Origin of the sequence: Variovorax xiamenensis, from assembly GCF_050916385.1 — a bacterium.
Classification (GTDB): Bacteria; Pseudomonadota; Gammaproteobacteria; order Burkholderiales; family Burkholderiaceae_C; genus Variovorax.
Genome location: NZ_CP139038.1, coordinates 3,265,554 through 3,291,929, shown reverse-complemented (window position 1 = coordinate 3,291,929; position 26,376 = coordinate 3,265,554). Strand labels below are relative to the sequence as shown.

The 26,376-nt window shown below is 66.4% G+C and carries 25 protein-coding genes; 8 read left to right on the top strand and 17 right to left on the bottom strand.

Annotation, left to right across the window (positions count from 1 at the left end; all coding sequences use genetic code 11):
- Entirely contained in the window at positions 1-1,872 is a 1,872-nt protein-coding gene (locus tag SFB74_RS14960; RefSeq protein ID WP_432731564.1) for a sensor histidine kinase, read from the top strand.
- Positions 1,873-1,884: 12 nt separating this feature from the next.
- Here SFB74_RS14960 and SFB74_RS14955 read toward each other — a convergent pair whose 3' ends face one another.
- The 5 genes from SFB74_RS14955 to SFB74_RS14935 form a co-directional block, all read right to left on the bottom strand.
- On the bottom strand, positions 1,885-2,187 hold the full coding sequence (locus tag SFB74_RS14955) for a hypothetical protein (RefSeq protein WP_432731563.1): 303 nt from the start codon (positions 2,185-2,187) through the stop codon (positions 1,885-1,887).
- An 18-nt stretch (positions 2,188-2,205) separates the two neighbouring features.
- Positions 2,206-3,693 (bottom strand): DegQ family serine endoprotease, encoded by a 1,488-nt coding sequence (locus SFB74_RS14950; RefSeq protein WP_432731562.1) that lies wholly within the window; start codon positions 3,691-3,693, stop codon positions 2,206-2,208.
- 101 nt (positions 3,694-3,794) lie between these two features.
- On the bottom strand, positions 3,795-5,120 hold the full coding sequence (locus SFB74_RS14945; RefSeq protein ID WP_432731561.1) for an ATP-binding protein: 1,326 nt from the start codon (positions 5,118-5,120) through the stop codon (positions 3,795-3,797).
- Complete coding sequence (locus tag SFB74_RS14940; RefSeq protein ID WP_093302621.1) at positions 5,117-5,776, bottom strand: response regulator; 660 nt, start codon at positions 5,774-5,776, stop codon at positions 5,117-5,119. The genes SFB74_RS14945 and SFB74_RS14940 overlap by 4 nt, the downstream gene beginning before the upstream one ends.
- A 51-nt stretch (positions 5,777-5,827) precedes the next feature.
- The gene (locus SFB74_RS14935; protein ID WP_432731560.1) at positions 5,828-6,598 is read right to left on the bottom strand and encodes an IclR family transcriptional regulator domain-containing protein; all 771 of its coding nucleotides are present in this window, start codon (positions 6,596-6,598) and stop codon (positions 5,828-5,830) included.
- Between the two features lie 142 nt (positions 6,599-6,740).
- Here SFB74_RS14935 and pobA point away from each other — a divergent pair, with 142 nt between their 5' ends.
- Positions 6,741-7,922 (top strand): 4-hydroxybenzoate 3-monooxygenase, encoded by a 1,182-nt coding sequence (gene pobA / locus SFB74_RS14930; protein ID WP_432731558.1) that lies wholly within the window; start codon positions 6,741-6,743, stop codon positions 7,920-7,922.
- Here pobA and SFB74_RS14925 read toward each other — a convergent pair.
- Genes SFB74_RS14925 through SFB74_RS14910 form a run of 4 tightly spaced genes read right to left on the bottom strand, consistent with a single transcriptional unit; the run spans position 7,919 to position 11,969 of the window.
- A complete protein-coding gene (locus SFB74_RS14925; RefSeq protein WP_432731557.1) occupies positions 7,919-8,335 on the bottom strand; it encodes an SRPBCC family protein in 417 nt (138 codons plus the stop codon). The two genes, pobA and SFB74_RS14925, sit on opposite strands and share 4 nt — an antisense overlap.
- 16 nt (positions 8,336-8,351) lie before the next feature.
- Entirely contained in the window at positions 8,352-8,711 is a 360-nt protein-coding gene (locus SFB74_RS14920; RefSeq protein WP_432731556.1) for a VOC family protein, read from the bottom strand.
- The gene (locus SFB74_RS14915; RefSeq protein ID WP_432731555.1) at positions 8,690-9,604 is read right to left on the bottom strand and encodes a helix-turn-helix domain-containing protein; all 915 of its coding nucleotides are present in this window, start codon (positions 9,602-9,604) and stop codon (positions 8,690-8,692) included. Before SFB74_RS14915 ends, SFB74_RS14920 begins: the two co-directional genes overlap by 22 nt.
- A 34-nt stretch (positions 9,605-9,638) precedes the next feature.
- Positions 9,639-11,969, bottom strand: a complete 2,331-nt coding sequence (locus SFB74_RS14910) for a xanthine dehydrogenase family protein molybdopterin-binding subunit (protein ID WP_432731554.1) — start codon at positions 11,967-11,969, stop codon at positions 9,639-9,641.
- A gap of 205 nt (positions 11,970-12,174) precedes the next feature.
- On the opposite strand from SFB74_RS14910, the gene aat reads away from it, so the two are divergent.
- Genes aat through SFB74_RS14895 form a run of 3 tightly spaced genes read left to right on the top strand, consistent with a single transcriptional unit; the run spans position 12,175 to position 14,540 of the window.
- On the top strand, positions 12,175-12,930 hold the full coding sequence (gene aat / locus SFB74_RS14905; RefSeq protein ID WP_432731553.1) for a leucyl/phenylalanyl-tRNA--protein transferase: 756 nt from the start codon (positions 12,175-12,177) through the stop codon (positions 12,928-12,930).
- The gene (locus SFB74_RS14900) at positions 12,927-13,676 is read left to right on the top strand and encodes an arginyltransferase (protein WP_432731552.1); all 750 of its coding nucleotides are present in this window, start codon (positions 12,927-12,929) and stop codon (positions 13,674-13,676) included. The genes aat and SFB74_RS14900 overlap by 4 nt, the downstream gene beginning before the upstream one ends.
- A gap of 30 nt (positions 13,677-13,706) precedes the next feature.
- Positions 13,707-14,540, top strand: a complete 834-nt coding sequence (locus SFB74_RS14895; protein WP_432731551.1) for an IclR family transcriptional regulator — start codon at positions 13,707-13,709, stop codon at positions 14,538-14,540.
- Between the two features lie 78 nt (positions 14,541-14,618).
- Here the strand turns inward: SFB74_RS14895 and SFB74_RS14890 are convergent, their stop codons facing one another.
- The 8 genes from SFB74_RS14890 to SFB74_RS14855 form a co-directional block, all read right to left on the bottom strand.
- Positions 14,619-15,833, bottom strand: coding sequence for a serine hydrolase (locus SFB74_RS14890; RefSeq protein ID WP_432731550.1), 1,215 nt, complete (start codon positions 15,831-15,833; stop codon positions 14,619-14,621).
- 116 nt (positions 15,834-15,949) lie between these two features.
- Entirely contained in the window at positions 15,950-17,488 is a 1,539-nt protein-coding gene (locus SFB74_RS14885; protein ID WP_432731549.1) for a 2-isopropylmalate synthase, read from the bottom strand.
- Between the two features lie 59 nt (positions 17,489-17,547).
- On the bottom strand, positions 17,548-19,251 hold the full coding sequence (leuA, locus tag SFB74_RS14880; RefSeq protein ID WP_432731548.1) for a 2-isopropylmalate synthase: 1,704 nt from the start codon (positions 19,249-19,251) through the stop codon (positions 17,548-17,550).
- A gap of 186 nt (positions 19,252-19,437) precedes the next feature.
- Positions 19,438-20,262: a CDP-diacylglycerol--serine O-phosphatidyltransferase gene (gene pssA, locus SFB74_RS14875; protein WP_432731547.1), complete on the bottom strand. Its 825-nt coding sequence runs from the start codon at positions 20,260-20,262 to the stop codon at positions 19,438-19,440.
- Positions 20,263-20,447: 185 nt separating this feature from the next.
- Positions 20,448-21,464, bottom strand: coding sequence for a ketol-acid reductoisomerase (gene ilvC / locus SFB74_RS14870; protein ID WP_081266312.1), 1,017 nt, complete (start codon positions 21,462-21,464; stop codon positions 20,448-20,450).
- Positions 21,465-21,513: 49 nt separating this feature from the next.
- Positions 21,514-21,774 (bottom strand): DUF4282 domain-containing protein, encoded by a 261-nt coding sequence (locus SFB74_RS14865; RefSeq protein WP_432731546.1) that lies wholly within the window; start codon positions 21,772-21,774, stop codon positions 21,514-21,516.
- A gap of 53 nt (positions 21,775-21,827) precedes the next feature.
- Positions 21,828-22,319, bottom strand: a complete 492-nt coding sequence (gene ilvN, locus SFB74_RS14860) for an acetolactate synthase small subunit (protein ID WP_007834236.1) — start codon at positions 22,317-22,319, stop codon at positions 21,828-21,830.
- A 113-nt stretch (positions 22,320-22,432) separates the two neighbouring features.
- Positions 22,433-24,217 (bottom strand): acetolactate synthase 3 catalytic subunit, encoded by a 1,785-nt coding sequence (locus tag SFB74_RS14855; protein WP_126019157.1) that lies wholly within the window; start codon positions 24,215-24,217, stop codon positions 22,433-22,435.
- A 282-nt stretch (positions 24,218-24,499) separates the two neighbouring features.
- On the opposite strand from SFB74_RS14855, the gene SFB74_RS14850 reads away from it, so the two are divergent.
- Genes SFB74_RS14850 through SFB74_RS14840 form a run of 3 tightly spaced genes read left to right on the top strand, consistent with a single transcriptional unit; the run spans position 24,500 to position 26,373 of the window.
- Complete coding sequence (locus tag SFB74_RS14850; protein ID WP_432731545.1) at positions 24,500-25,066, top strand: RNA polymerase sigma factor; 567 nt, start codon at positions 24,500-24,502, stop codon at positions 25,064-25,066.
- A complete protein-coding gene (locus SFB74_RS14845) occupies positions 25,063-25,488 on the top strand; it encodes a DUF3619 family protein (protein WP_432731544.1) in 426 nt (141 codons plus the stop codon). Before SFB74_RS14850 ends, SFB74_RS14845 begins: the two co-directional genes overlap by 4 nt.
- Before the next feature lie 15 nt (positions 25,489-25,503).
- Positions 25,504-26,373 carry a DUF3106 domain-containing protein gene (locus tag SFB74_RS14840; protein WP_432731543.1) on the top strand — a complete coding sequence of 290 codons (870 nt, stop codon included), beginning with the start codon at positions 25,504-25,506 and terminating at the stop codon, positions 26,371-26,373.
- The last annotated feature ends 3 nt before the right edge of the window (positions 26,374-26,376 follow it).

Below are 26,376 nucleotides of genomic sequence, written 5' to 3'. Positions count from 1 at the left end.
GTGACCGCCGGCGGCCTCTGCCGCCTGCTGCTCGCCGCCCTGTGCCTGTGGCTCGTCCTGGCGTCGGCGGCCCCTCGCGCCGACGCCGCGGAAGCACCCGACGCCTTCGACGTTCCCTCGGCCGAAGCAGTGCTCGAACCCGACGGCCTGCCGATGCAGACGCGCCGGGTGGAGCTCCCCTTCCGCTGGGATCACGAGTTCCCCGGCCGCGGCGGCAAGGCGACCTACCGCATCGAGCTGCCGGCCAGCGCGGTGCCGGCCGGCAAGCCCGCGGCCCTGCTGCTCTCGGGCGCGGGCAACCAGGTGGCGATCTCGTTCAACGACGCCCTGGTGGCCAGCTACGGCACCCTGGGCGTGCCGAACTACGACGCCTCCAAGAGCAACCTGCTGGTGCCGGTGCCGGCCGTGCTGCACCAGCACGGCCAGCCGCAATCGCTGGTCGTGCGCACCACCATCCAGCGACAGCGCGGCGCGGGGCTGGCCAGCATCCACTACGGCCCGGAGGCCTCGCTGGCGGCGGTCTACCGTGCGCGGCAGAACTGGCGCAACACCTCGGCCATCGTCTACGCCGTGAGCCTGCTGCTGATGGGCGGCATCGCCGGCGGGCTCTGGCTGCGCCAGCGCGACGCGCTCTATGGCTGCTTCGCGCTCGCCGCGCTGTCGGGCGTGGCGCGCAACCTCGACCGCGTGTGGCCCGACGTGGCGGTTCCCTGGCCACTGTGGGGCGCCATCGTGGCGGTCTGCTATGCCTGCCACATCGGGCTGATCGCGCGCTTCGTGCTGCTGGTGCTGGAGCGCAATCCGCCGTGGCTGGTGCGCTCGATCTATGCCGCGCTCGCGCTGTCGGTCACGCTGGCCTGCGCCTCCTTCGCCTTCGCGCAGCCGCTGCTGTGGACCGGCGGCCTCGTCATCCTGCAGTGCATCAGCATCATCTGCCTGCCCTACGTGGTGTACGGGGCGCTGGTGGACCGGCGGCGCATCGCGGGCGTGCTGATGGCCGCGGGCACGCTGGCCATCCTGGCCGGCGCGCACGACCTGCTGCTGGTGCGCATGGGCCTCTTCGGCGGCGCCTACTACACGCTGACGGCGCACGCGATGTTCTTCTTCGTGATGATCCTGGCGGGCCTAGTGGTCGAGCGCTACAGCCGTACCGTGGCCGACTACCGCGCGCTCAACGCCAACCTCGCCGCCCGCGTGGCCGAGCGCGAGGACCAGCTGCGCGGCGCCTTCGAGACCGTGCGCCAGCAGCAGCAGGAACAGGCCGTGCTGCTGGAGCGCCAGCGCATCATGCGGGAGATCCACGACGGCGTGGGATCGCAGCTTGTGGGCCTGCTCAACGTGGTGACGCAGGCCAGGCCCGACCGCACGGTGATCGAGGAGCACGTGAAGCTCGCGCTCGACGAGATGCGCATGGCTGTCGACTCGCTGCAGCCCACGCACGACGACCTGGCCACCGTGCTGGCCACGCTGCGCTACCGGCTGCAGCCGCGGCTCGACGCGGCCGGCATCGAGCTGGTGTGGGACGTGGAAGTAATTCCGCAGCTGGAGCCCTTCGCCGCGCAGGCGGCCCTGCAGCTGCAGCGCATCCTGCTAGAAGCCTTCACCAACGTGCTGAAGCACGCGGGCGCCACGCGCATCGTGATGCACGCGAGCTGGCACGGGGAAGAAACGCCCACGCTGGTGCGCATCATGCTCACCGACAACGGGCGTGGCCTGCCTTCGGCGCCCGCGAACGGCGGACGCACGGGGCACGGCATCGCCAACATGCGCGCACGCGCCCAGTCCATCGGCGCGCGGCTGCAGATCGAGACAGTGAACGCGACGGCCGGCGGCACGCGCATGCAGCTCGACTGGCCCTGCGCGCCGGCCTGAAGCACGGCCCGTTCAGCGCAAGGCGAAAGCCAGCGTCACGGCTCCCAGCGCCAGCAGGCCCAGGCCTGCGATGAAGACCATCTCGCCCCAGGCCTCCAACCGCGCGCCCGACCTGCGCGAGCGCATCGAGATGAAAGACAGCAGCGCGCTGGCCAGGAAGACCAGCGCATCCACTGCGAGCAGGCGGTCGATCAAGAGCCGCATGTCGTCGCGCGGCCCGAGGTGCCCGATGGACATCACCGTCATGCACACGCCGATCATGGTGGCCGACGTGGGCAGAATGTGCGCCGAGAGGCCCTGGGCTGGCGACGTCATGCCTGTCTGAAGGCGGGATCAGCCGATGCGGACCGGCACGAAGATCTTGTCTTCGCCACGCTGGATCAGCAGAGCCACCGACTTGTTGCTGGCCTTCGCCACCACTTCGCGCACCTGCTCCACGCTCTGCGCAGGCGTGCCGTTGATGGCCAGCAGCACGTCGCCCGCCTGCACGCCGGCTTGGGCCGAGGGGCCGGCCGCGTCTTCGATCAGCAGTCCGTTGTCGACGGAGGCCTCGCGCTTTTCCTGTGGCTGCAGCGGGCGCAGCGCCAGCCCCAGCTTGCCCTGGCCCACGTCGGCATCGGCCTTCGCGACCTTGGCCGGCTTGTCGCTCGCGTCGCCGAGCTTGGCCTGCAGCTCCTGGCGTTCGCCCTGGCGCCACACCTCGAGCGTGACCTTCTTGCCGGGCATCTGCTGGCCGATCACCGCGGGCAGGTCGCCCGAGGACACGATGGGCTGGCCATCGACCTTGCGGATCACGTCGCCCGCCTTCAGGCCGGCCTTGTCGCCGGGGCCGCCCTTCTCGATGTTCGAGACCAGCGCGCCTTCAGGCTTGTCGAGCTTGAACGAATCGGCAAAGGCCTGGTTCACTTCCTGCACCGCGATGCCCAGGCGTGCATGTTGCGCCTTGCCGGTCGCGACGATCTGGTCCTTCACCTGGATCGCCACGTCGATCGGGATCGCGAACGACACGCCCTGGTAGCCGCCGCTGCGGCTGTAGATCTGCGAGTTGATGCCGACCACTTCGCCGCGCGTGTTGAGCAGCGGGCCGCCGGAGTTGCCGGGGTTCACCGCCACGTCGGTCTGGATGAAGGGCACGTAGCTGTCGTCGGGCAGCGAGCGGCCCTTGGCGCTCACCACGCCGGCCGTCACGGTGTTCTCGAAGCCGAAGGGCGAGCCGATGGCCAGTACCCATTCGCCGACCTTCAGGTCCTTGGTGTTGCCCAGCGCGAGCACGGGCAGGTTCTTCGCGTCGATCTTGAGCACCGCAATGTCGGTCTTGGCGTCGGCGCCCAGCACCTTCGCGCGGTACTCGCGGCGGTCGGTGAGCTTGACGGTGACTTCCTTCGCGTCCTTCACGACGTGGGCGTTGGTGATGATGACGCCGCTGGGGTCGACGATGAAGCCCGAGCCCTGCGCGCGCACCGGCACCTCGCGCTGCTGCTGTTGCTGGCCGCGCGGGTTCATCTGGCCCTGGAAGCGGCGGAAGAACTGGAACATCGGATCGTCGGGATCGATGCCCTGGATCTCGGCGGCTGCTTCGTCGTCGGAGGCCTTCATCGTGCCGGTCACGCTGATGTTGACCACGGCCGGGCCGTCGCGCGAGGTGATGGTCGAGAAGTCGGGCAGCGTGACCATGGCCGCGGGCGCGGTGGCGACGGCATTGGTGGTCGGCGCGCCCACGGCGCGGGCGCTGGTGTAGGCGCCGGCGCCGACGGCACCGATCACGCCCGCGCTTGCCAGGGCGATGGCCAGGGCACGGGGCGAAGTCAGACGTGTGTTCATTTGTCGGTTCCTTTCTGGGCGTATGGACGCAAAACGATGAAAGGAATGTCGCGGGTCTGACTTAAGCGCCGCTTAAACGGCGCGGCGCTGCCGGAACAGGCTCAGGCGCGCGCCGGAAAGCGCACCAGCACGCGCAGGCCGCCGAGGCTGGGCGACTGGTCGAGCGCCACGGTCGCACCATGCAGGTCGGCGATCGACTTGACGATGGCCAGGCCCAGGCCGCTGCCCGGCGCCTGCGATTCGCCCGAGCGGTAGAAGCGGTCGAGCACCCGCTCGCGCTCGTCGGGCGGCAGGCCCGGTCCGCTGTCGTCCACTGTGAGTTCGGCGGCGTCGCCCTGGCGGGAGATGCCGATGTCGACGCGGCCCTCGACGGGCGTGTACTTGATCGCGTTCTCCAGCAGGTTGCGCAGCAGCATGCGCAATGCTTCAGACTGGCCGTTGACCACGGCCTCGTCGGCGTGAGCGATGCCGATGTCGATGCCCCTCGCCTGCGCGGCCGCCACGGCGTCGGACACCGCGAGCCGCGCCACCTCGGCCAGGTCGACCGGCTCCGGCTTGGCGCCGGCCGCCAGGCTGGCCTCGTGCCGGGCCAGCGCCAGCATCTGCTCGACCAGCCGCGTCGCGCGGTCGATGCCCGCCACCAGCCGGCTCACGGCAAGTTCGCGCGAAGCATCGTCGGGCGCGCGCTGCAGGCCTTGCACCTGCAGCTTCAGGGCAGCCAGCGGCGAACGCAGCTCGTGCGCGGCATCGGCGACGAAGTGCTTCTGCGCATCGAAGGCATGGCGCACGCGGTCGAAGAGCAGGTTGAGCTCCTGCACCAGCGGGCGCACCTCCTCGGGCAGGTTCTCCTCGCTCACCGGTGAAAGGTCGTCCGCCTGGCGCGACGCCACCTGCCTGCGCACCCGAGCCACCGGCGCGAGCGACTGGCTCACGACCCACCACACGACCAGCATCAGCAATGGCGCCATCAACGCGACCGGCGCGATGGTGCGCAAGGCCAGCGTGCCGGCCATGTGGCGCCGCGCCGCCATGTCCTGCGCCACCTGGATCACCAGACCGCGCGTCTGCATCGAGAACACGCGGTAAGTGGTGCCGCGCGCGTTCACGTCGGCAAAGCCCAGCACCGCGAGCTGCGGCAGCGCGGCCTGCTCGGCGGATTCGAAGATGCGTACGCCGTCTGCCGTCCACACCTGCACGACGAAATCGAAGTTCTGCTCGGCCGCGCCCAGCCCGCCCACCGCTGCGCTCGGCGGCAGGCCCGCGCGCAGCGACAGCGCCATCTGCTGCATGTGGTAGTCGAAGATGTCGTCGGCCTCCGCGAGCACCGTGCGGTAGGCCACCAGCGCCTGCGCGCCCGCGGCCAGCACGATGGCGGCCAGCAGGAACCACAGCAGGCGCGCGCGCAGGGAGCCGGTCAGCCTCCTCATATCTTCGGCACCATGTAGCCGACACCGCGAACGTTGCGGATCAGTTCCGCGCCGAGCTTCTTGCGCAGCCCGTGCACGTACACCTCGACCGCGTTGCTGCTGATCTCGTCCTTCCAGCTGTAGAGCTTCTCCTCGAGCTGTGCGCGCGACAGCACCATGCCCGGCCGCGCCAGCAAGGGCTCCAGCACGGCCCATTCGCGCGCCGACAGCACCACCGGCTGGCCGGCCACCGTAACCTCGCGCGTGGCCGGGTTGATGCTCACGCCCATGTGCTCGTACACCGGCTCGGCGCGCCCCGCCGCACGGCGCAGCAAGGCGCGGATGCGGGCCAGCAGCTCGTCGAGGTCATAGGGCTTGAGCACGTAGTCGTCGGCGCCGGCGTCGAGGCCCTCGATGCGCTGCTGCACCGAGTCGCGCGCGGTGGCGATCAGCACCGGCATGCGCTGCTTGCGGGCGCGCAGGTTGCGCAACACCTCGAGCCCGTCGCGCCGGGGCACGCCGAGGTCGAGCATCACCAGGTCGTATTGCTGGGTGCGCAGGGCCGATTCGGCGGCCTCGCCGTCTTTCACCCAGTCCACCGCGTACTGCTCGGCGCGCAGCAGGTCGAGCACCGCTTCGCCGATCATCACGTCGTCTTCGAGGAGGAGGAGTCGCATGGTTGTGTCCGTTTCGGGGATTCGAGGCGCGGGCCGCGGCCAAAGTTCAGATCAGAGAAGCGATCGGACTTCTCGTGCAGCTTCAAAGAGCAGCGGCAGCATCTCGCGCTGCAGGGCCTCTTCCTGGTAGCGCGTGCCCGAGAGCACCACGTTGAGCGCGGCCACAGTGTGGCCCTGCATGTCGCGCAGCGGCACGGCCAGGGCCTGCACGCCCAGCTCGTGTTCTTCGCTCGCAAAGCAGTAGTCGTCCTTGCGCGCGCGGGCGATCAGCTGCCGCAGGCCACGCGCCTGCGTCACTGTGCGGGGCGTGAGCCGTGCCAGATGCCGGCCCTTGAGCCATTGCGTGAACTGCGTCGGCGCCATCGCGGCCAGCAGCACGCGGCCGGTGGAAGTTGCATGCGCCGGCAACCGTGCGCCCAGGTGCAGGCCGTAGGCCAGTACGCGCGTCGGCGTGCCGTAGCTGCCGCTGCGCGCGACGATGACCACCTCTTCCCCGTCGAGCACCACGGCCGAGAACGATTCGCCGGTCTGCGCCGCCAGCCTGTTAAGCGTGGGCTGCAGCGCGCGCGGCAGGCGCGAGGACGCGAGATAGCTGCCCGAGAAGCGCAGCACCTTCGGCGCCATCCAGAAGTAGCTGCCGTCGGTCTCCAGGTAGCCCAGGTGGGCCAGCGTCAGCAGGTGCCGGCGGGCCGCGGCGCGCGTGAGACCGGCGCGCTCGGCGGCCAGCGTGGCGTTCAGGCGCTGGCGCTCGGTGTCGAAGCTTTCGAGCACCGCCATTCCCTTGGCGATGCCCTCGATGAAGTCGGCCTTGGCGATGCTCATTCGGCGGTGTGGTTCGTCGTCCGTGGAAGTGTTGCGCGATGATCGCGCACGCATTCGCATGATCGCACACAGCCGCGCGAGCGGCCTCCACGGAAGACCCCGTGCGCCCTACGCTCCACGAAACCATCTCGGAGACACGAACATGCGCACCCAGGTCGCCATCATCGGAGCCGGCCCCGCCGGCCTGCTGCTCGGGCAGCTTCTGTACAAGGCAGGCATCGACAACGTCATCGTCGAACGCCAGAGCGGCGACTACGTGCTCGGCCGCATCCGCGCCGGCGTGCTGGAGCAGGTCACGATGGACCTGCTGGCGCGTGCCGGCGTCGACGCCCGCGCCAAGGCCGAGGGCCTGCCGCACGAAGGCATCGAGCTGCTCTTCAAGGGCGCGCGCCACCGCATCGACATGCACGGCCTCACGGGCGGCAAGCAGGTGACGGTGTACGGCCAGACCGAAGTGACGCGCGACCTGATGGAAGCCCGCGCGGCCGAGGGCCTCGCCACCATCTACAGCGCGGCGAACGTGAGCCTGCACGACTTCCAGTCGGGCAAGCCGCGCGTGCGCTACGAGAAGGACGGCCAGACGCACGAGATCGAATGCGACTTCATCGCCGGCTGCGACGGCTACCACGGCGTGAGCCGCGCAAGCGTGCCGGCCGACGCGATCCAGACCTACGAGAAGATCTACCCCTTCGGCTGGCTCGGCGTGCTGGCAGACGTGCCGCCGGTGTCGCATGAACTGATCTACGCCAACACCGAGCGCGGCTTCGCGCTGTGCAGCATGCGCAGCGCCACGCGCAGCCGCTATTACGTGCAGGTGCCGACCGAGGAGCGCGTGGAGAACTGGAGCGACGAGGCCTTCTGGAACGAGCTTCGCGCCCGCCTCGACCCCGAGGCGCGCGAGCGGCTGGTGACCGGGCCTTCGCTGGAGAAAAGCATCGCGCCGCTGCGCAGCTTCGTCGCCGAGCCGATGCGCTTCGGCTCGCTGTTCCTGGCGGGCGACGCGGCGCACATCGTGCCGCCGACGGGGGCCAAGGGACTGAACCTCGCCACCGCGGACGTGGGGTATCTCTCGCGCGCATTCGAGATCTACTACGGCGAGAAGTCGGCCTCGGCGCTCGACCGCTATTCCGACTTGTGCCTGCGCCGCGTCTGGAAGGCCGAGCGCTTCTCGTGGTGGTTCACCTCGCTGATGCACCGCTTTCCGGAGACGGGCGCCTTCGGCCAGAAGATCCAGGAAGCCGAGCTCGACTACCTCGTGCACTCGACCGCAGCCTCCACCGCGCTGGCGGAGAACTACGTCGGGCTGCCGCTCGAAGACTTCTAGGCCGCGGCCGGAACAGGGCGACCTTCGAGCGCGGCCTTCATGGCCGCCCCGCCCTGCTCCATCATCGGCCCGATGTAGGCCGCCATCGCATCCGGCAGCACGTCGGTGATCCAGACGAAGCGCGAGCGACCTTCGCCCTCCTCGAACACCTGCGCCGTCGCGTGGTGATGCTTCGCTTGCCCGCCGGTGACGGTGTAGGCCAGCCGGCGATGGGCATCGTCGATGCCGACCAGCACCTCGCGCGCGACAAGGCCGTTGGCGAAGGTCAGGATGCGCGCGCCTTCGGCATCGATCGTGCAGGCCGTGAGAAAGCCCGGCGCGAGCCGCGTGTGCACCGCGTTGAAGTCGCGCAGCGCGTCCCAGACTTGGGCCGCATCCGCTTCGACGATGAATTCCTTGTAGACGGTGGCCATGGCGTCGAACCTCGCTTCAGGGACAGACCGCCTCGACGTTGTTGCCGTCGGGGTCGATGAGGAAGGCGGCGTAGTAGGTCGGGCTGTAGTCCGGCCTCGGGCCCGCGCCGCCGTTGTCGGTTCCGCCCGCTTTCAGCCCGGCCTTGTGGAAGGCGGCCACGGCCTCGTGGTTCGGCGCCCGGAATGCGATGTGGGTGCCCGGGCCTTTCGCGCCCTTGGCGGCATAGAGCCACAGCGCCGGTTCGCCGGCCGGGCCGATGCCGGCATAGCTGTCGTCGTGCGGGCCCGGCACATGGCCGAGCGGTGCGAGCGCGGCTTCGTAGAAGCGGCGGCTCGCGGCGAGGTCTTTGACTTTCAGTCCGATGTGGTCGTACATGATGGCTTCCTGCTCGATGCGTTGATCAGGAGTCCATCATCGAAGAGCGCCGCGATGCGTTCTTGGAGAATCTTGCGGTCGCCCTTCGCCGCCTTGCGAAAGCCCCCCGGCGACACGCCCGCCGCGCGATGGAAGGTGCGCACGAAGTTGCTGAGATCGGCAAAGCCCACGTCCAGCGCCACATCGGTCACGGGCCGGCTGTCGTCGTCGGCCAGCAGGCGCGCGGCATGGCGCAGCCGCGAGCGCACGAGGTACTGGTGCGGCGTGACGCCCAGCACCTGCGAGAAGAGTCGCAGGAAGTGAAAGGAGCTCAGGCCGGCTTCGGCCGCGGCGCCGTCCAGGCCGATGTCGTGCTGCGAATTGGCGTCGATCCACATCGCGGCATCGACCGCGCGGCGACGGTCGCGCGAGATGGCCGACGAAGGCACCTTGGGCTTCGCCCTGCCGGAAACGACGTCCACGAAGCGGCTCGCGAACCACATGCCCAGTTCGTCCAGCCCGACGTCGCTCTGCCCGTCGGCCGCGGCCTGGGCCAGTTCGCCGATGACCACCAGTTCGGCCAGCGGCGGCACGCCGCCCGTGCGCCAAGTCTTGCTGTCGCCGCCGATCAGGTCGACGAAGCCCGGCGAGAGATGGAAGGCCAGGCACTCGTCGCCGCAGACATGGTGGTCGTGCGTGCAGATGTACTCGTCGCCCGGGCAGCCGACCAGCACCGAGCCGGCGACCAGTTCATAGGCATTGCCGCGCGTGCGGTAGCCGAAGCTACCCTTGCGCACGTACGAGACCGAGTAGCCTTCGTGCAGTTCGGTGAAGGGTTGCGCGTCGGGCCCCGCGTCGCAGCGGTAGCTCGCGATGCGGATCGCGTCGGTCTGAACTTCGTTGGTGACAAGCATGGCCGACGCCTTTCTGCCCCACGAAAACGATTGCTCAATCGACGGTTTGCATCGCCTGCCAGACACGCGCAGGGCTCAGCGGCATGTGCAGGCGGGGGGCGCGCGTGGCGAGGCCGTTGCGCGCGAAGGCATCGGCCACCGCATTCACGATGGCCGGCGTGGCGCCGATGGTGCCCAGCTCGCCCACGCCCTTCACGCCCAGCGGGTTGTTCTTGCAGGGCGTCGACTCGTCCATCTCCATGTTGAACATGGTGTCGACTATGTCGGCGCGCGGGGCTGCGTAGTCCATCAGGCTGCCGGTGACGGGCTGGCCTGTCTCGTGGTCATACACCACCTGCTCGTACAGCGCCTGGCCGATGCCCTGAACCGCGCCGCCTTCGAGCTGGCCGCGCACGATCATCGGGTTGATGACGCGGCCCACGTCGTTGACCGAGCTGTAGGCCACCACGCTGATTTCGCCGGTAGGCGGATCGATCTCGATCTCGCAGATATGGCAGCCGTTGGGCCAGGTGGGGCCCGCAACGGTGCTGGTGGAGTCGACGAAGATCTCGCGCCCCGGCTGCTTGGCCGCCAGGGTGAAGAGATCGAGCTCGAGGTCGGTGCCGGCCACGTTGAAGACGCCGCGGCTGTAGACGATGTCGTCGAGCGAGGCCTCGAACTCCTGCGCGGCCAGTTCGCGCGCCTTGTCGATGGTGCGTTCGGCACCGATGCGCACGGCCGAGCCGCCGGTGAAGAGCGAGCGCGAACCGGCGCTGCCGAAGCCGTCGCCGCGGTCGGTGTCGCCGAGCACGACGCGCACCTTCTCGATGGGCACGCCGAAGGCATCCACCGCAAGCTGGGCCAGCGAGGTGGCGATGCCCTGCCCCATGGCATTGACGGCCGAGAACACTTCGATCACGCCGTCGGCCTGCACCGAGACGGTGACGCGCTCCTCGAACACATTGCCGCCGGTCCATTCGAGGAAGGTGGCGATGCCCAGGCCACGGTGCTTGCCGCGGCCGGCCGACTCGGCCGCGCGGGTCTCGAAGCCCTGCCAGTCGGCGAGCGTGAGCGCCTGGTCCATCACCGACTCGAAGTTGCCGGTGTCGTAGGTCTGCGCCATCGGGTTCTTGTACGGCATCTGCTCGGGGCGGATGAAGTTGCGGCGGCGCAGCGCAATGCGATCGATGCCGGTCTGGCGCGCGGCCTCGTCCATGAGCCGCTCGATGGTGAAGATGGCTTCGGGGCGCCCCGCGCCGCGGTAGGCGCCGGTTGGGGCGGTGTTGGTGAGCACCGCCTTGAAATGGAAGTCGATGGTCTGGATGTCGTAGACGCTGGTCTGCACCCAGGGGCCGATCAGCAGCTGGATCGCGACGCCGGTGCCGGTGGCATAGGCGCCGACGTTGGCCAGGGTCTTGATGCGCAGGGCCAGGATCTTGCCGTCGGCGTCGAGCGCCATCTCGGCACGCGCCTCGATGTCGCGGCCGTGCGCGCTCGATAGGAATTCTTCGCTGCGGTCGGCCACCCACTTCACAGGCCGGTTCACCTGCAGCGCAGCGAAGGCGACAGCGATGTCCTCGGGATAGGCGCCGGTCTTCATGCCGAAACCGCCGCCGACGTCGCCCACCACCACGCGCACTTTTTCCTTGGGCAGGCCGATGGCTGCGCAGATGGAGTCGCGAACGCCGGAGGGCATCTGCGTGCTCATGCGGATCGTGAGGCGGCCGGTTTCGGCGTCGCGCGCGGCAAGCACGGAACGCGGCTCGATGGTCAGGGCGACCACGCGCTGGTTGTTCACGTCGAGCGCGACCACGTGGCTGGCCTTGGCGAAGGCGGCCGTGGCGGCTTCGCTGTTGCCGTGGCGCATCTCGGCGGAGACGTTGCCGGTGGCTTCCTCGCACAACAGCGGCGCGCCGTCGGAGGTGGCACTGGCGAGGTCGACCACCATGGGCAGGTCTTCGTAGTCGACCATGATGGCTTCGGCGGCATCGCGCGCCTGCTGAACCGTGTCGGCCACCACGGCGGCCACCACTTCGCCGACGAAGCGGGTGCGCTCGTGGGCGATGGCGCGGCGCGGCGGGCTGGCGCTGTCGCTGCCGTCGGCGCGCTTGAAGCCCGCGGCGCCCGGCAGGGGCTTGACGCCGGCCTCGACCATTTCGGCACCGGTGATCACGCGCAGCACGCCGGGCATGGCGGCGGCGGCGCTGGTGTCGATGGAGACGATGCGCGCGTGCGGATAGGAGGATCGGAGGAAGACGAGGTGCGCCTGCTCGGGGAGCGTGATGTCGTCGGTGTAGCGTCCGGCGCCTGCCAGCAGGCTTTCGTCTTCCAGGCGGCGCACTGCCTGGCCGCTGCCGAAGCGGGTGGGATTGGGTTCAGTGGTCAACGTTGTCCTCTTGTACTTATCCCCGGCGCGCGCTCGGGCCTGCCTGATCTGGTCGTGGGTGCTGCGGATGCAAGCTGTGCACTATAGGGTTTCCGGCGGGTCTTGTGGTGCCGTGGCGTGTGAGCCGAACGCTGGTGGCGATGTCGGCGACATGCGATTTTCGCCCACTGGATTGGTGTTTGCGAAGCCGTGTATACCTATGCCCATGCGACAACTGCCTTGGCTCGAACCCGGAGATGCCCTGCCCGACCCCGCCTCGGCCTGGGGCATGGCCGATCCGGTGCCCGGCCTGCTGGCCGCCGGTGGCGCCCTCGACGTCGATACTCTGATGCAGGCCTATGGCAACTGCGTCTTCCCGTGGTTCAGCGAGGACCAGCCGATCCTGTGGTGGAGCCCCGACCCGCGCATGGTGCTTCAGGTGGCCGACTTCAAGCTGCACCGCTCGCTGCGCAAGACACTGTCGCGCTTCGTGGAGACGCCTGGTTGCGAAGTGCGCATCGACCATGATTTCGCGACAGTCATCAAGGCCTGCTCGAGTTCGCCGCGGGAGGGCCAGTCGGGCACCTGGATCGTGCCGGACATGGTGAAGGCCTATACGGATTTGCACCTTGCCGGCCACGCCCACAGCGTCGAGACCTGGATAGACGGCGAACTGGCGGGCGGCCTGTACTGCGTTTCGCTGGGCCGCGCGGTGTTCGGCGAGTCGATGTTCACCCGCCGGCCGGACGCATCGAAGATCGCGCTGGCCGCGCTGGTGTCGCTGTGCCGCCACTTCGGCGTGCGGATGATCGACTGCCAGCAGAACACCGCCCACCTCGCGAGCCTCGGTGCCCGCGAAATGGCCCGCAAGCGCTTCGTTGCGCACGTGGCAGGGGCACGGCAGCAAGAGGGCCCACGGTGGCGATTCGACCCCGTATACTGGTCCGAACTCCTTTCCGCGCGACTTCCTTCACCGACGTGACGCACCTCAAGGACCTCCCGCTTCACACGCTGCAGTTCTACGCGACTGCACCCTACCCCTGCAGCTACCTGCCGGACCGGCAAGCCCGCTCGCAAGTGGCCACGCCCAGCCACCTGATCCATAACGACGCGTACTCCGACCTGGTGCTCAGCGGCTTCCGGCGCAGCGGCATGTTCACCTACCGGCCGTACTGCGACGGGTGCCGGGCCTGCATCCCGCTGCGCGTGCTGGCGAACTCCTTCCGCCCCACCCGCAGCCAGCGCCGCGCGCTCAAGCAACATGCCGGGCTCCAGGCGCGCGTGCTCAAGCTTTGCTTCATGCCGGAGCACTACCAGCTCTACCTGCGCTACCAGAACGGCCGCCACGCAGGCGGCGGCATGGACCACGACAGCATCGACCAGTACACCCAGTTCCTGCTGCAGAGCCGGGTCAACTCGCGCCTGGTGGAGTTTCGTGAAACGATGCCCGACGGCAGTGCGGGCGCGCTCAGGATGGTGTCGATCCTCGACGTGCTGAACGACGGCATTTCCGCCGTCTACACCTTCTACGAGCCCGACTCGAGCGCCGGCTACGGCACCTACAGCGTGCTCTGGCAGATCGAGCAGGCCCGCAAGCTGGGGCTGCCGCACGTCTACCTCGGGTACTGGATCGAACACAGCCCGAAGATGAACTACAAGGCGCGCTTTTCCCCTCATGAAGTGTTGTTGGATGGCCGCTGGCAGGCGCCGGGCGATTTCACAAGGTAAAATGGCGCTCGGTCATCACCGCAGAGCGCCATGAGAAAAAACCAATCCGACATTCCCGCCGTTCCCGTGATCCAGGTGATCGAGCGCATGTTTGCGCTGATCGACGTCCTGGCATCGCGCGAGGACGCCATTTCGCTGAAGGAGATCAGCGAAAAAACGGGGCTCCACCCGTCGACGACGCACCGCATCCTCAACGACCTGGCGGTCGGCCGTTTCGTCGACCGCCCCGAGGCCGGCAGCTACCGGCTCGGCATGCGCCTGCTGGAACTGGGCAACCTGGTCAAGGGCCGCCTCAACGTGCGCGATGCCGCCCTGGGCCCCATGCGCGAGCTGCACAAGCTGACGCAGCAACCCGTCAACCTCAGCATGCGCCAGGGCGACGAAATCGTGTACATCGAGCGCTCCTACAGCGAGCGCTCGGGCATGCAGGTGGTGCGCGCCATCGGCGGCCGCGCCGCCCTGCACCTCACCTCGACCGGCAAGCTGTTCCTGGCGGCGGACGATCCGCAGCGCGTGCGCAGCTACGCCACCCGCACCGGCCTGGCAGGCCATACGCGCAACAGCATCACGCAACTGCCGGCGCTGGAGCGTGAACTGTCGAAGGCCCGCCAGTACGGCATCGCCCGCGACAACGAAGAGCTGGAACTGGGCGTGCGTTGCATGGCCGCCGGCATCTACGACGACCAGGGCAAGCTGGTGGCAGGCCTGTCGATCTCCGCGCCAGCCGATCGGCTCGACGAGGGCTGGCTGCCCAAGCTGCAGGCCACGGCCAACGAAATCTCGGGCGCGCTGGGGTTCAAGGAAGGCATGTCGGCCATGCCGTCTTCGCCTTCAGGTGGCTCTGCGCCTTCGGCTGGCGTCTGAACCGGAGCAGCTTCCCAAAACAAAACAGGCCCGATGAGGGCCTGTTTTCGTTGGGGAGCTGGACGCCGGATCGGTCGATCAGCCCGCCACCTGGTAAGCAGCGTTGCGCGACGAAGCTGCCGGCGAGCCGACCGAATGGGTGGCTTCCACCCAGCGGCGAACGCGCTCTGCATCGGCGATACGGCTGAACTTGCCGGCCGAATCCAGGAACACCATGATCAGCTTGCGGCCTGCCACACGCGCCTGCATCACGAGGCACTGGCCGGCTTCGGAGATGTAGCCGGTCTTCTGCACGCCAATTTCCCAATCGGGGCTCTTCACGAGGCGGTTGGTGGTGTTGAACTGCAGCACGCGGTTGCCGACTTCGACCTGGTATTCAGGCGAAGTGGACAGCGAGCGGACCGTGGCATCGGCGTAGGCGGCATTGACCAGCAGCGCCAGGTCTTGCGCGCTCGACTGGTTGCGGCTCGACAGGCCGGTGGGCTCAACGTAGCGCGTGTCCTTCATGCCGAGCATCTTGGCCTTGGCGTTCATGATGCTCACGAAGGTCGTCAGGCCACCCGGATAGGTGCGGCCCAGCGCGTGAGCGGCGCGGTTCTCGCTCGACATCAGCGCCAGGTGCAGCAGTTCGCCGCGCGAGAGCGTGGTGCCGACCGTCAGGCGCGAGCTGCTGCGCTTTTCGGTATCAACGTCGTCCTGGGTGATGGTGATGAGCTCGTCGTTCGGCAGATGTGCTTCGCTGATGAGCAGGCCGGTCATGAGCTTGGTGAGCGACGCGATCGGCAGCACGGCGTGGTCGTTCTTGCTGAACAGGACTTCGTGGGTATCCTGGTCGATGACCAGCGCGACGCTCGACTTCAGGTCGAGAGCGTCTTCGGTTCCATGCAGGCCGGCCATCTGGCCGAAGGACTGGCGCGGGGGCGCCTCGACGACGCGGACCACCGAGCGACGCTGCACGGCCACCACGGTCTTGCCGTTCTTCTTGTGGATGGTGGCCACGACGTTGCGACCGCCGCGAACCACCTTCTCGGCGCGTTCGGCCTTTTCGGCACGGCCACCGCGCTTGGCGACGACGGCGGTCTTGGAGGATGCGGCGTTGCGCTTGACTTCAACCGGCACAGGCCCCTTCGCCTTCTTGGAGGCGACGGTGGTCTTGGCGGCTGCGGGCTTTTCCTTCTTCGCCGCCTGGGCGCCAGGCAGCAAAAACGCCGTGGCGCAGAGCGCAACGGCGATGGCTTTGAAAGCGGGCAGGAACCGCTGGCTGGAAACTCGGCGTAGGCGGGCTTCAGGCATTAATAAATCTCCAGCGGCAGAAACGAGGACCGCAGTGTATCGAAATCAAAAAAGACACGCAATATCAGTTACTTGCATCCTCTTCTTCATTCGAATAGCAAGGATCGCCCGAAAACCTAACCTTGTGCCGCAACTCTCTCAGCTTGGCTCTGTAACTTGTTGAGCGCACTCAAATAAGCCTTAGCCGAAGCGACAACGATGTCGGGATCCGCGCCCACACCGTTGACCACCCGCCCTGCATTTTGTAACCGGACTGTAACTTCTCCCTGGCTTTCCGTCGAGCCGCTGATGGCATTTACAGAGTAAAGAACCATCTCGGCGCCGCTCTTGACGTGCGACTCGATGGCCTTCAGGGAAGCATCCACCGGGCCATTCCCGTCGGATTCGCCGGTGACTTCCTTGCCCTGGACGGTGAATACGATTTTCGCCTGGGGGCGCTCACCGGTTTCGCTGTGCTGGGAGAGAGAGACGAAAGCAAACTGCTCACCAACGTTCGAGACCTCCTCCGCGCTGACCAGCGCGAGGATGTCCTCGTCGAAAATCTCGGACTTCCGGTCGGCCAGTTCCTTGAAGCGCAGGAAGGCGGCGTTGATCTCGCCTTCGCTCTCCATGGCCACGCCCAGCTCCTGCAGGCGCTGCTTGAAGGCATTGCGGCCGCTGAGCTTGCCCAGCACGATCTTGTTGGCGGTCCAGCCCACGTCTTCCGCGCGCATGATCTCGTAGGTGTCGCGTGCCTTGAGCACGCCGTCCTGGTGGATGCCCGAGGCATGCGCGAAAGCATTGGCGCCCACCACGGCCTTGTTGGGCTGCACCACGAAGCCGGTGGTCTGGCTGACCATGCGGCTTGCGGCCACGATGTGCTGGGTATCGATGCGCAGGTCGAGCCCGAAGTAGTCCTTTCGGGTCTTCACGGCCATGACCACTTCCTCGAGCGAGCAGTTGCCCGCGCGCTCGCCCAGCCCGTTGATGGTGCACTCCACCTGGCGCGCGCCGCCGATCTTCACGCCGGCCAGCGAGTTGGCCACGGCCATGCCCAGGTCGTTATGGCAATGCACCGACCAGATCGCCTTGTCGCTGTTGGGAATGCGCTCGCGCAGCATCTTGATGAAGTTGCCGTAGAGCTCGGGAATGGCATAGCCGACGGTGTCGGGCACGTTGATGGTGGTGGCGCCCTCGTTGATCACGGTTTCGAGCACGCGGCAGAGAAAATCGGGGTCGCTGCGGTAGCCGTCTTCGGGGCTGAACTCCACGTCGCCAATCTGGTTGCGGGCGAAGCGCACGGCCAGCTTGGCCTGCTCATGGACTTCGTCGGGCGACATGCGCAGCTTCTTTTCCATGTGAAGCGGCGAAGTGGCGATGAAGGTGTGGATCCGCCCGCGGGCCGCGCCCTTGAGGGCCTCGGCCGCGCGCCCGATGTCGCGGTCATTGGCACGCGAAAGGCCGCACACCGTCGAATCCTTGATCGCGTTGGCAATCGCTTTCACCGCCTCGAAATCGCCATTCGAGCTGGCTGGAAAACCGGCCTCGATGACGTCGACCTTCAGCCGCTCCAGCAGCTTGGCGATGCGCATCTTCTCGTCGCGCGTCATCGAGGCGCCCGGCGATTGCTCGCCGTCGCGCAGGGTGGTGTCGAAAATGATCAGCTGGTCGGTCATCGTGGTTCTCCTTCGTACGCGCCCTTCCTGCGCGTCCGGACCGGACCAGCGCTTCAGCGTCAGGCGACTTCAACCACCGATTGTGCGCTGTGCGCGCCCCGGCCACCCGCGCGTTGCACGCCCGAGACGATCGCCTTCAGCGAAGCCGTGACCACGTTCGCGTCCATGCCCACGCCGAAAAGCGTCTGGCTCTCGTCCACGCGCAGCTCCAGGTAGGCCACCGCCTTCGCGTCGGCGCCCGCGCCGATGGCGTGCTGGTGATAGTCCATCACGCGCACGGTGTGGCCGGTGGCCTTGCTCAGCGCCTGGGTGAAGGCGTCGATGGGACCGTTTCCGCGGCCTTCGATGGCACGGATTTCGCCGTCCCAGGCCAGGTCTCCACGCAGGACCACGGAGGCGTCGGCACCCTCGCCTTCCTCCTTGATCACGCGCTGCTGCAGCGATTGCACAGTGTCGATCCCGTATTCGCGCACGAACAGCTGCCAGAGGTCGGCGGCCGTGAGCTCCTTGCCGGCCACGTCCATCACGCGCTGTACCGACTGCATGAACTCCATCTGCAGGCGGCGGGGCATCTCGATGCCGTACTCGCTCTCGAGCAGGTAGGCCATGCCGCCCTTGCCAGATTGGCTGTTCACGCGGATCACGGCCTCGTAGCTGCGGCCGACGTCCTTCGGATCGATGGGGAGGTACGGAATCTCCCAGATGTCGCCGTCCTTGCGAGCGGCGAAAGCCTTCTTGATCGCATCCTGGTGCGAGCCCGAGAACGACGTGTAGACAAGGTCGCCTACGTACGGGTGACGCGGATGCACCGGGATCTGGTTGCAGTGCTCGACCGTGGCGCGGATCTCGTCGATGTTCGAGAAGTCGAGCTCCGGCGAGACGCCCTGGGTGTAGAGGTTGAGCGCGACGTTCACGAGGTCGAGGTTACCGGTGCGCTCGCCGTTGCCGAAGAGGCAGCCTTCGATGCGCTCGGCGCCGGCCATCAGGGCCAGTTCGCCTGCCGCCGTGCCGGTGCCGCGGTCATTGTGCGGGTGCACACAAAGCACGATGGAGTCGCGGCGCGCGAGGTTGCGGTGCATCCACTCGATCATGTCGGCGAAGATGTTCGGCGTGGAATGCTCGACCGTCGTGGGCAGGTTGACGATGCACTTGCGCTCGGGCGTCGGCGCCCAGACTTCGGTCACGGCATCGACCACGCGCTTCGAGAAGTGGACGTCGGTGCCGGAGAACATCTCGGGCGAGTACTGGAAAGTCCACTGCGTGTTCGGCTGCTTGGCGGCGAACTCGTTGAACATGCGGGCGTGGCTGCTGGCGAGCTCGACGATCTGGTCCTCGTCCATGCCGAGCACCACGCGGCGCATGACGGGAGCCACCGCGTTGTAGAGGTGCACGATGGCGCGCGGAGCGCCCTGCAGCGATTCGAAGGTGCGAGCGATGAGATGGTCGCGGGCCTGCGTCAGCACCTGGATAGTCACGTCGTCGGGAATGCGGTCTTCCTCGATGAGCTTGCGCACGAAATCGAATTCGATCTGCGATGCCGAAGGGAAGCCGACTTCGATTTCCTTGAAGCCGATGGCCACGAGGGTCTCGAACATGCGCATCTTGCGCGCGATGTCCATGGGTTCGACCAGGGCCTGGTTGCCATCGCGCAGGTCGGTCGACAGCCAGATCGGCGCCTTGGTCAGCACGGCATCGGGCCAGGTACGGTCCTTGAGGCCGATCGGGGCGAATGCGCGGTATTTGCTTTGAGGTTGCTTGAGCATGTCGATTTCTCTGTGGATGGTTGTCAATCGACCAGCAACCCCAAAAACAAACGGCCCGTTGCTGGTGCTAACGGGCCGTGATGAGGGATTTGCGCGTGCGCTACCGTCTCCGCCCGTGAGGGAGGGCTAGTAGGGCCAGCAGCGAAATCTTGTTCATGAGGCTGACGAATGTAGCACAAGCCACGGTCAGTTATGCAAGCCCCGTTCGTCGGGCTCCTCAGTCGAGGTGCTGATCACGCTGGCCTGCTGGCCCTTGGCCTTACGCCAGGCGTAGACCACGTAGCCGCTAAGACCGTAGATGACGAACAGACCGAACAGCACCGTCGGCGGATGGATGTTGATGACGGCGATGCCCAGCGCGATCAAAACGATCACCGCAAAAGGCACGCTCTTCTTCATCTGGATGTCCTTGAAGCTGTAGAACGGCGCATTGGTGACCATCGTGAGCCCCGCGTAGAGCGTGAAGGCGAAGGTCACCCAGGTGATCTGCGTCCACGAGAGGTACAGCACCTCGCCGCCACGCTTGCCCCACTCGTTCACCAGCCAGATGAAGCCCGCCACGAGCGCCGCGGCCGCGGGCGACGGCAGTCCCTGGAACCAGCGTTTATCGACCACACCGGTGTTGACATTAAAGCGCGCGAGCCGCAGCGCAGCGCAGGCGCAGTACACGAAGGCAGCGATCCAGCCCCAGCGGCCCAATCCCTTGAGCGACCATTCGTAGGCGATGAGCGCCGGCGCCGCGCCGAACGACACCATGTCGGACAGCGAATCCATCTGCTCGCCGAACGCGCTCTGCGTGTTGGTCATGCGCGCAACGCGGCCATCGAGGCTGTCGAGAATCATCGCGGCGAACACGCCGAGCGCCGCGAGGTCGAAGCGCGCGTTCATGGCCATCACGACCGAATAGAAGCCGCCGAAGAGCGCCGCCAGCGTGAACAGGTTCGGCAGGATGTAGATGCCCTTGCGGCGCTTGCGCGGCGGCACATCGTCGGGAAGCGTATCGTCATGCATCGAATTTGCCTCCATCCCTCGTGCTTGCTGCATGGGTAGCTATCCATTCGATAGCATCTTGATCTGTGAATCGCATGGTTCGCAGTGTAGTTCAGGGGGCCGCGTCGCCCTCTTTCAAACAAAAGGGCCACCGCAACGGGTGGCCCTCGGGAAACGGGCGCCGAAGCGCCCTCCTGGATCGCAGATCAGTTGCGGGTCTGGTCGACCAGCTTGTTCTTCTTGATCCAGGGCATCATCGCGCGCAGCTTTTCGCCGACGACTTCGATCTGGTGCTCTGCATTCAGGCGGCGGCGGCTGATCAGCGTGGGAGCGCCAGCGGCGTTTTCCAGCACGAAGCTCTTGGCGTATTCGCCGGTCTGGATGTCCTTCAGCACCTGCTTCATGACCTTCTTGGTCTCTTCGGTCACGACGCGCGGGCCGGTGACGTACTCGCCGTATTCGGCGTTGTTCGAGATCGAGTAGTTCATGTTGGCGATGCCGCCTTCATAGATCAGGTCGACGATCAGCTTCAGCTCGTGCAGGCATTCGAAGTACGCCATTTCGGGCGCGTAGCCGGCTTCCACCAGCGTTTCGAAACCAGCCTTGATCAGCTCGACCGTACCGCCGCACAGAACCGCTTGTTCGCCGAACAGGTCGGTCTCGGTTTCTTCGCGGAAGTTGGTCTCGATGATGCCGGCCTTGCCGCCGCCGTTGGCGGTGGCGTAGCTCAGCGCGAGGTCACGCGCCTTGCCGGTCTTGTCCTGGTGCACGGCCACGAGGTGGGGCACGCCGCCGCCCTGGGTGTACGTGCTGCGCACGGTGTGGCCCGGGGCCTTGGGAGCGACCATCCACACGTCGAGGTCGGCGCGCGGCTGAACGAAGCCGTAGTGCACGTTGAAGCCGTGCGCGAAGACCAGCGAAGCGCCTTCCTTGATGTTCGGAGCCACGTCGTTCTTGTAGACGTTGGCAATCTGCTCGTCGGGCAGCAGGATCATCACGACGTCGGCGGCCTTCACGGCATCTGCCACTTCGGCGACCTTCAGGCCAGCCTTCTCGACCTTGGGCCAGGAAGCACCGCCCTTGCGCAGGCCGACCACGACCTTCACGCCGCTGTCGTTCAGGTTCTGCGCGTGCGCATGGCCTTGCGAGCCGTAGCCGATGATTGCAACCGTCTTGCCCTTGATGAGGCTCAGGTCAGCGTCCTTGTCGTAGTAAACCTTCATTTGAATCTCTCCTAAAAAATCTCGAGCATCCGTACGGGATGCATTTCACTCAAAGGCCGGAGGAATTCCGGTCCTTCATCTGCTGGTTGATGGACACGAGGCTGTCGTGGATGCGAAACAGCACGATGAGCAACTCGCTGTAGATGCGAACGCCGATGGTGCCGAAGATCAGGACCGTGAAGGCCGGCAGGTACTGCCGCTGGTACAGCGCGGCCACCGCCAGCACGACCACGCCCAGCAGGCCGAGAAAATAGAGTACCCGGACGATCGCCGGAGTCACCATCCTGTCGAAACCGAGCAGACCTCGCATCACTCTTGCCTCATGTGTGGATGAACGTATGAACTGAGGGCGCCTTCACCCTCCTAAACGCGCAGGATGCGCTCGCCGCGCCCGATGCCGCTGGCACCGGTGCGGACAGTCTCGAGGATAGCGCTACGTTCGATCGCTTCCAGGAAAGCGTCGTTCTTGCCGTGGTCGCCGGTGAGTTCGATGGTGTAGCTCTTGTCGGTCACGTCGATGATGCGGCCGCGGAAGATTTCCGCCATGCGCATCATCTCCTCGCGTTCCTTGCCGACCGCGCGCACCTTCACCATCATGAGCTCGCGCTCGGTGTAGGCGCCTTCAGTGAGATCGACGACCTTCACCACTTCGATCAACCGGTTCAGGTGCTTGGTGATCTGCTCGATCACGTCGTCCGAACCGGTCGTGACGATGGTCATGCGCGAGAGGCTCGCGTCCTCCGTGGGCGCCACCGTGAGCGATTCGATGTTGTAGCCGCGGGCCGAGAACAGGCCCACCACGCGGGAAAGAGCACCCGGCTCGTTTTCCAGCAGCACTGCAATGATGTGTTTCATGTTTGCGTGACTCCTCTTTTCGCGGCCCTCCCCCGTGCACGGTAATGCGCGGGCTTGGCGGGCAATAGATTCGTCAGTAAAGAGTTGAGCGAATGTTCGTTCCGTCGATCCGGTCAGAGATCTTCGGAACCCAGCAGCATCTCGGTGATGCCCATGCCGGCCTTCACCATCGGGAACACGTTTTCGGTCGGATCGGTACGGAAGTCCATGAACACCGTGCGGTCCTTGAGCTTGCGCGCCTCGCGCAGCGCCGGCTCCACGTCTTGTGGACGCTCGATCAGCATGCCGACGTGGCCGTAGGCCTCGGCGAGCTTCACGAAATTGGGCAGCGCATCCATGTAGCTGTGGCTGTAGCGGCCGGAGTATTCGATCTCCTGCCACTGGCGAACCATGCCCAGGTAGCGATTGTTGAGCGAACAGATCTTGATCGGCGTGTTGTACTGCAGGCAGGTGGAGAGTTCCTGGATGCACATCTGCACCGAACCTTCGCCGGTGATGGTGAACACTTCCGAATCGGGCTTCGCGAGCTTGATGCCCATGGCGTAGGGAATGCCCACGCCCATGGTACCCAGGCCACCGGAGTTGATCCAGCGGCGCGGCTCGTCGAAGCGGTAGTACTGGGCCGCCCACATCTGGTGCTGGCCGACGTCCGACGTGATGTACGTGTCGGTGTCCTTGGTCATGTTCCAGAGGGTCTCGACCACGTACTGCGGCTTGATCACGTCCTTGTTGCCGCGGTCGTACTTCAGGCAGTCGCGCGAGCGCCAGGATTCGATGGTCTTCCACCAGTCGGCCAGCGCGCCGGCGTCGGGCTTGGCGGTGCTCTCGCGGATCATCGAGATCAGTTCGGTGAGCACGTCCTTCACGTCGCCGACGATCGGGATGTCGACCTTCACGCGCTTGGAAATGCTCGACGGGTCGATGTCGACGTGGATGATCTTGCGTTCGTTCTGCGCGAAATGCTTGGGATTGCCGATCACGCGGTCGTCGAAGCGCGCGCCCACGGCCAGCAGCACGTCGCAGTTCTGCATCGCGTTGTTGGCTTCGATGGTGCCGTGCATGCCCAGCATGCCCAGGAACTTGCGGTCGCTCGCCGGGTAGGCGCCCAGGCCCATCAGCGTGTTGGTGACCGGATAGCCGAGCATGTCGACCAGTGTGCGCAGCTCATTGCAGGCGTTGCCCAGCAGCACGCCGCCGCCGGTGTAGATATAGGGACGCTTGGCGGCCAGCAGGAGCTGCAGCGCCTTGCGGATCTGGCCGCCATGACCCTTGCGCACCGGGTTGTACGAGCGCATCTCGACCTTGTCGGGATAGCCTGCGTACGGGATTTTCTTGAACGAGACGTCCTTGGGCACGTCCACCACCACGGGGCCCGGACGGCCGCTGCGTGCGATGTGGAAGGCCTTCTTCATCGTCATGGCCAGATCCTTCGGATCCTTGACGAGGAAGTTGTGCTTGACGATGGGACGGGTGATGCCGACCGTGTCGCACTCCTGGAAGGCATCGAGGCCGATGGCAGCCGTCGGCACCTGGCCCGAAATGATCACCATCGGGATCGAGTCCATGTACGCCGTCGCGATGCCGGTAACCGCATTGGTCAGGCCGGGACCGGAAGTGACCAGCGCCACGCCGACTTCGCCGGTTGCGCGCGCATATCCATCGGCTGCGTGGACGGCGGCCTGCTCGTGGCGCACCAGCACGTGCTGGATGGTGTCCTGCTTGTAGAACGCGTCGTAGATATAGAGAACCGCGCCGCCCGGGTAGCCCCAGACGTACTGGACGCCTTCGGCCTGCAGTGCCTTGACCAGCACCTCGGCGCCCATGAGTTCTTGAGTCGAATTGCCTGCGCCAGCGGACGCAGCGGCTGCGGAGACGATTTCCGCCTTGGAGATTTCCATGATCAACCTTTGTTTATTTCGGGAACGAAATACCTTGGGTGCCCCTTGCCAACCCTTGTGAGGTCGCGCCAGGACTTGAGGCCAAAGCCATGGGCGGACTGATGTTCCGCCGGACCGTGACCCGTTTGCCTTTTGACTTGCAGGGCGGATTATGACATTTCCGGGCGTTCAGATTCGCTTCAGCCGCCTTGTAAAGCTACAAAGGCATAATCCGCGGCGGTAAACGTACGCGATCGCTAGACCCCATTCCCACGCGGCGCGCCCTGCGCGCCCCCCTCTCGCTTGGCCACTGAACAAGAACTCTCCGACTTCCTGAAAAGCGTCGAACGACGCGCTTTCAAGCGCTCGGTCTATCACGTGCGGGATGAAGAAGCGGCCCTCGATATCGTGCAGGACAGCATGATGAAGCTGGCCCAGCACTATGGCGACAAGCCCGCGGCCGAGCTGCCCATGCTGTTCCAGCGCATCCTGTCGAACTGCACGCTCGACTGGTTCCGCCGCCAGAAAACCAGGCGCGCCCTGTTCTCCAACCTCAGCGATTTCGAATCCGTCGACGAGGACGGAGATTTCGATCTGCTTGAGAACTTCGTCTCGCCGGCCGACTCCAGGGAGTCGGAGAGCGCCGAGGACACGACCCGCCGTGCCCAGATCTTCCAGGAGATCGAAGAGCAGATCGCAGCATTGCCGGGCCGTCAACGCGAGGCTTTCCTTATGCGTTACTGGGAGGAAATGGACGTCGCAGAGACGGCCGCTGCGATGGGCTGCTCCGAGGGCAGCGTCAAAACCCATTGCTCGCGAGCCGTCCACGCTCTGAGCAAGGCGCTCAAGGCCAAGGGAATATCGCTATGAACACTAAGGTTCCAACCTCAATCAACTCCGTTGCCGAAGACCAGTTCGGCCAGCGTCTGGCTGCCCGCCTTTCGGCCGGCAACCGGGAGTTGCCGCACGACATCAGCGAGCGGCTGCGTGTGGCGCGCGCACAAGCCGTGGCGGCGCGCAAGCAGGCTCCGCAATTGAGGACCGCGCCCGTGGTGGTGCAGTCGGGCCATACGCTCACGCTGGGTGGCGGCTGGTGGACCCGCATCGGATCCGTGGTGCCGCTGATCGCGCTCGTTGCGGGCTTGATCACCATCAGCGTGATGCAGGACGATGATCGCGCCAGCGAACTGGCCGAAGTGGATTCCGCGCTGCTGACGGGCGACCTCCCTCCCGCCGCCTATACCGACCCCGGTTTTGCCCAATTCCTCAAGGCCGAAAACGCCTCCGACTGAACCTTCATCGATCGAATGCGACGCCGTTCCACTTCCAGCGCGAACAGCCCCCGCCCGTTGCGCCCGCTTCCGGCGGGCGCAGTCATTTGGGTGGGAGCGTTTGCCGTCACGGCCTTCAGCCTGACGCTTGCCTGTGCCCAGCCTCACGGCGAGGCAGCCTCGAAGGCGACCGGAAGTCCCGCCTCGACCAGTTCCGCGCCGGCCACCAGCCCCAAGGCAGTCTCCACGACCAAGCCGCTCTGGAGCGAGCTCACGGCCGAGCAGCAGCAGGCGCTGAAGCCGCTGAACGTCCACTGGAACACGCTGAACGTCGGGCAAAAGAAGAAGTGGCTGGCGCTTTCGCGCAATTTCGAGAGCATGTCGGCGGACGACCAGTCCACCCTGCACAGCCGCATGATCGAATGGGCCGCCCTGAGCAACCAGCAGCGCGCCCAGGCCCGCCTGAATTTCGCCGAGGTCAAGCGCATTCCGGCCGATGAACGCAAGGTCAAGTGGGAGCAGTATCAAGCCCTGAGCGAGGAAGAAAAGCGCAAGCTCGCCGAACGCGCTCCGCCGAAGCCGCGCGGCGCCGCGATTCCCGTGCGCCCGGTTTCGTCGCAGAAGCTCGTGCCCGTGCCCGCCATCACTCCTGGCGGGCAACACACACCTCGCATCCTCTTGGCTCCGCCATCCGCGCCCGGTGCCGCGCCGGCCACGACCGTGCTGGTGGCCTCGCCGCCGGAGCGCGCTCCTGCAGGCGCCGCTGTCGCGACGACACCGACGGTTTCCGTCGTTCCGGCCGCGCCCGCCCCATCCAGTGCCGCGACGACCCCTCCGGTCCCCGCCGAAGCCCAGGTGCCGGCACCGTCGTCGGCAGCCGAGCAGCCGTCCTCCTCTGCCCCCTGACCG

Coding starts and splice junctions, on each gene's coding strand:
- SFB74_RS14865 (WP_432731546.1), bottom strand. CDS start 21,774: ATGCGAGGTCTGCTCGGTTTCGACAGGATGGTGACTCCGGCGATCGTC.
- SFB74_RS14925 (WP_432731557.1), bottom strand. CDS start 8,335: ATGGCCACCGTCTACAAGGAATTCATCGTCGAAGCGGATGCGGCCCAA.
- ilvC (WP_081266312.1), bottom strand. CDS start 21,464: ATGAAGGTTTACTACGACAAGGACGCTGACCTGAGCCTCATCAAGGGC.
- SFB74_RS14840 (WP_432731543.1), top strand. CDS start 25,504: ATGCGACGCCGTTCCACTTCCAGCGCGAACAGCCCCCGCCCGTTGCGC.
- pssA (WP_432731547.1), bottom strand. CDS start 20,262: ATGCATGACGATACGCTTCCCGACGATGTGCCGCCGCGCAAGCGCCGC.
- pobA (WP_432731558.1), top strand. CDS start 6,741: ATGCGCACCCAGGTCGCCATCATCGGAGCCGGCCCCGCCGGCCTGCTG.
- SFB74_RS14935 (WP_432731560.1), bottom strand. CDS start 6,598: ATGAGCATCGCCAAGGCCGACTTCATCGAGGGCATCGCCAAGGGAATG.
- leuA (WP_432731548.1), bottom strand. CDS start 19,251: ATGCTCAAGCAACCTCAAAGCAAATACCGCGCATTCGCCCCGATCGGC.
- SFB74_RS14945 (WP_432731561.1), bottom strand. CDS start 5,120: ATGAGGAGGCTGACCGGCTCCCTGCGCGCGCGCCTGCTGTGGTTCCTG.
- SFB74_RS14890 (WP_432731550.1), bottom strand. CDS start 15,833: ATGCCTGAAGCCCGCCTACGCCGAGTTTCCAGCCAGCGGTTCCTGCCC.
- SFB74_RS14855 (WP_126019157.1), bottom strand. CDS start 24,217: ATGGAAATCTCCAAGGCGGAAATCGTCTCCGCAGCCGCTGCGTCCGCT.
- SFB74_RS14955 (WP_432731563.1), bottom strand. CDS start 2,187: ATGACGTCGCCAGCCCAGGGCCTCTCGGCGCACATTCTGCCCACGTCG.
- SFB74_RS14920 (WP_432731556.1), bottom strand. CDS start 8,711: ATGTACGACCACATCGGACTGAAAGTCAAAGACCTCGCCGCGAGCCGC.
- SFB74_RS14885 (WP_432731549.1), bottom strand. CDS start 17,488: ATGACCGACCAGCTGATCATTTTCGACACCACCCTGCGCGACGGCGAG.
- SFB74_RS14915 (WP_432731555.1), bottom strand. CDS start 9,604: ATGCTTGTCACCAACGAAGTTCAGACCGACGCGATCCGCATCGCGAGC.
- ilvN (WP_007834236.1), bottom strand. CDS start 22,319: ATGAAACACATCATTGCAGTGCTGCTGGAAAACGAGCCGGGTGCTCTT.
- SFB74_RS14845 (WP_432731544.1), top strand. CDS start 25,063: ATGAACACTAAGGTTCCAACCTCAATCAACTCCGTTGCCGAAGACCAG.
- aat (WP_432731553.1), top strand. CDS start 12,175: ATGCGACAACTGCCTTGGCTCGAACCCGGAGATGCCCTGCCCGACCCC.
- SFB74_RS14895 (WP_432731551.1), top strand. CDS start 13,707: ATGAGAAAAAACCAATCCGACATTCCCGCCGTTCCCGTGATCCAGGTG.
- SFB74_RS14950 (WP_432731562.1), bottom strand. CDS start 3,693: ATGAACACACGTCTGACTTCGCCCCGTGCCCTGGCCATCGCCCTGGCA.
- SFB74_RS14940 (WP_093302621.1), bottom strand. CDS start 5,776: ATGCGACTCCTCCTCCTCGAAGACGACGTGATGATCGGCGAAGCGGTG.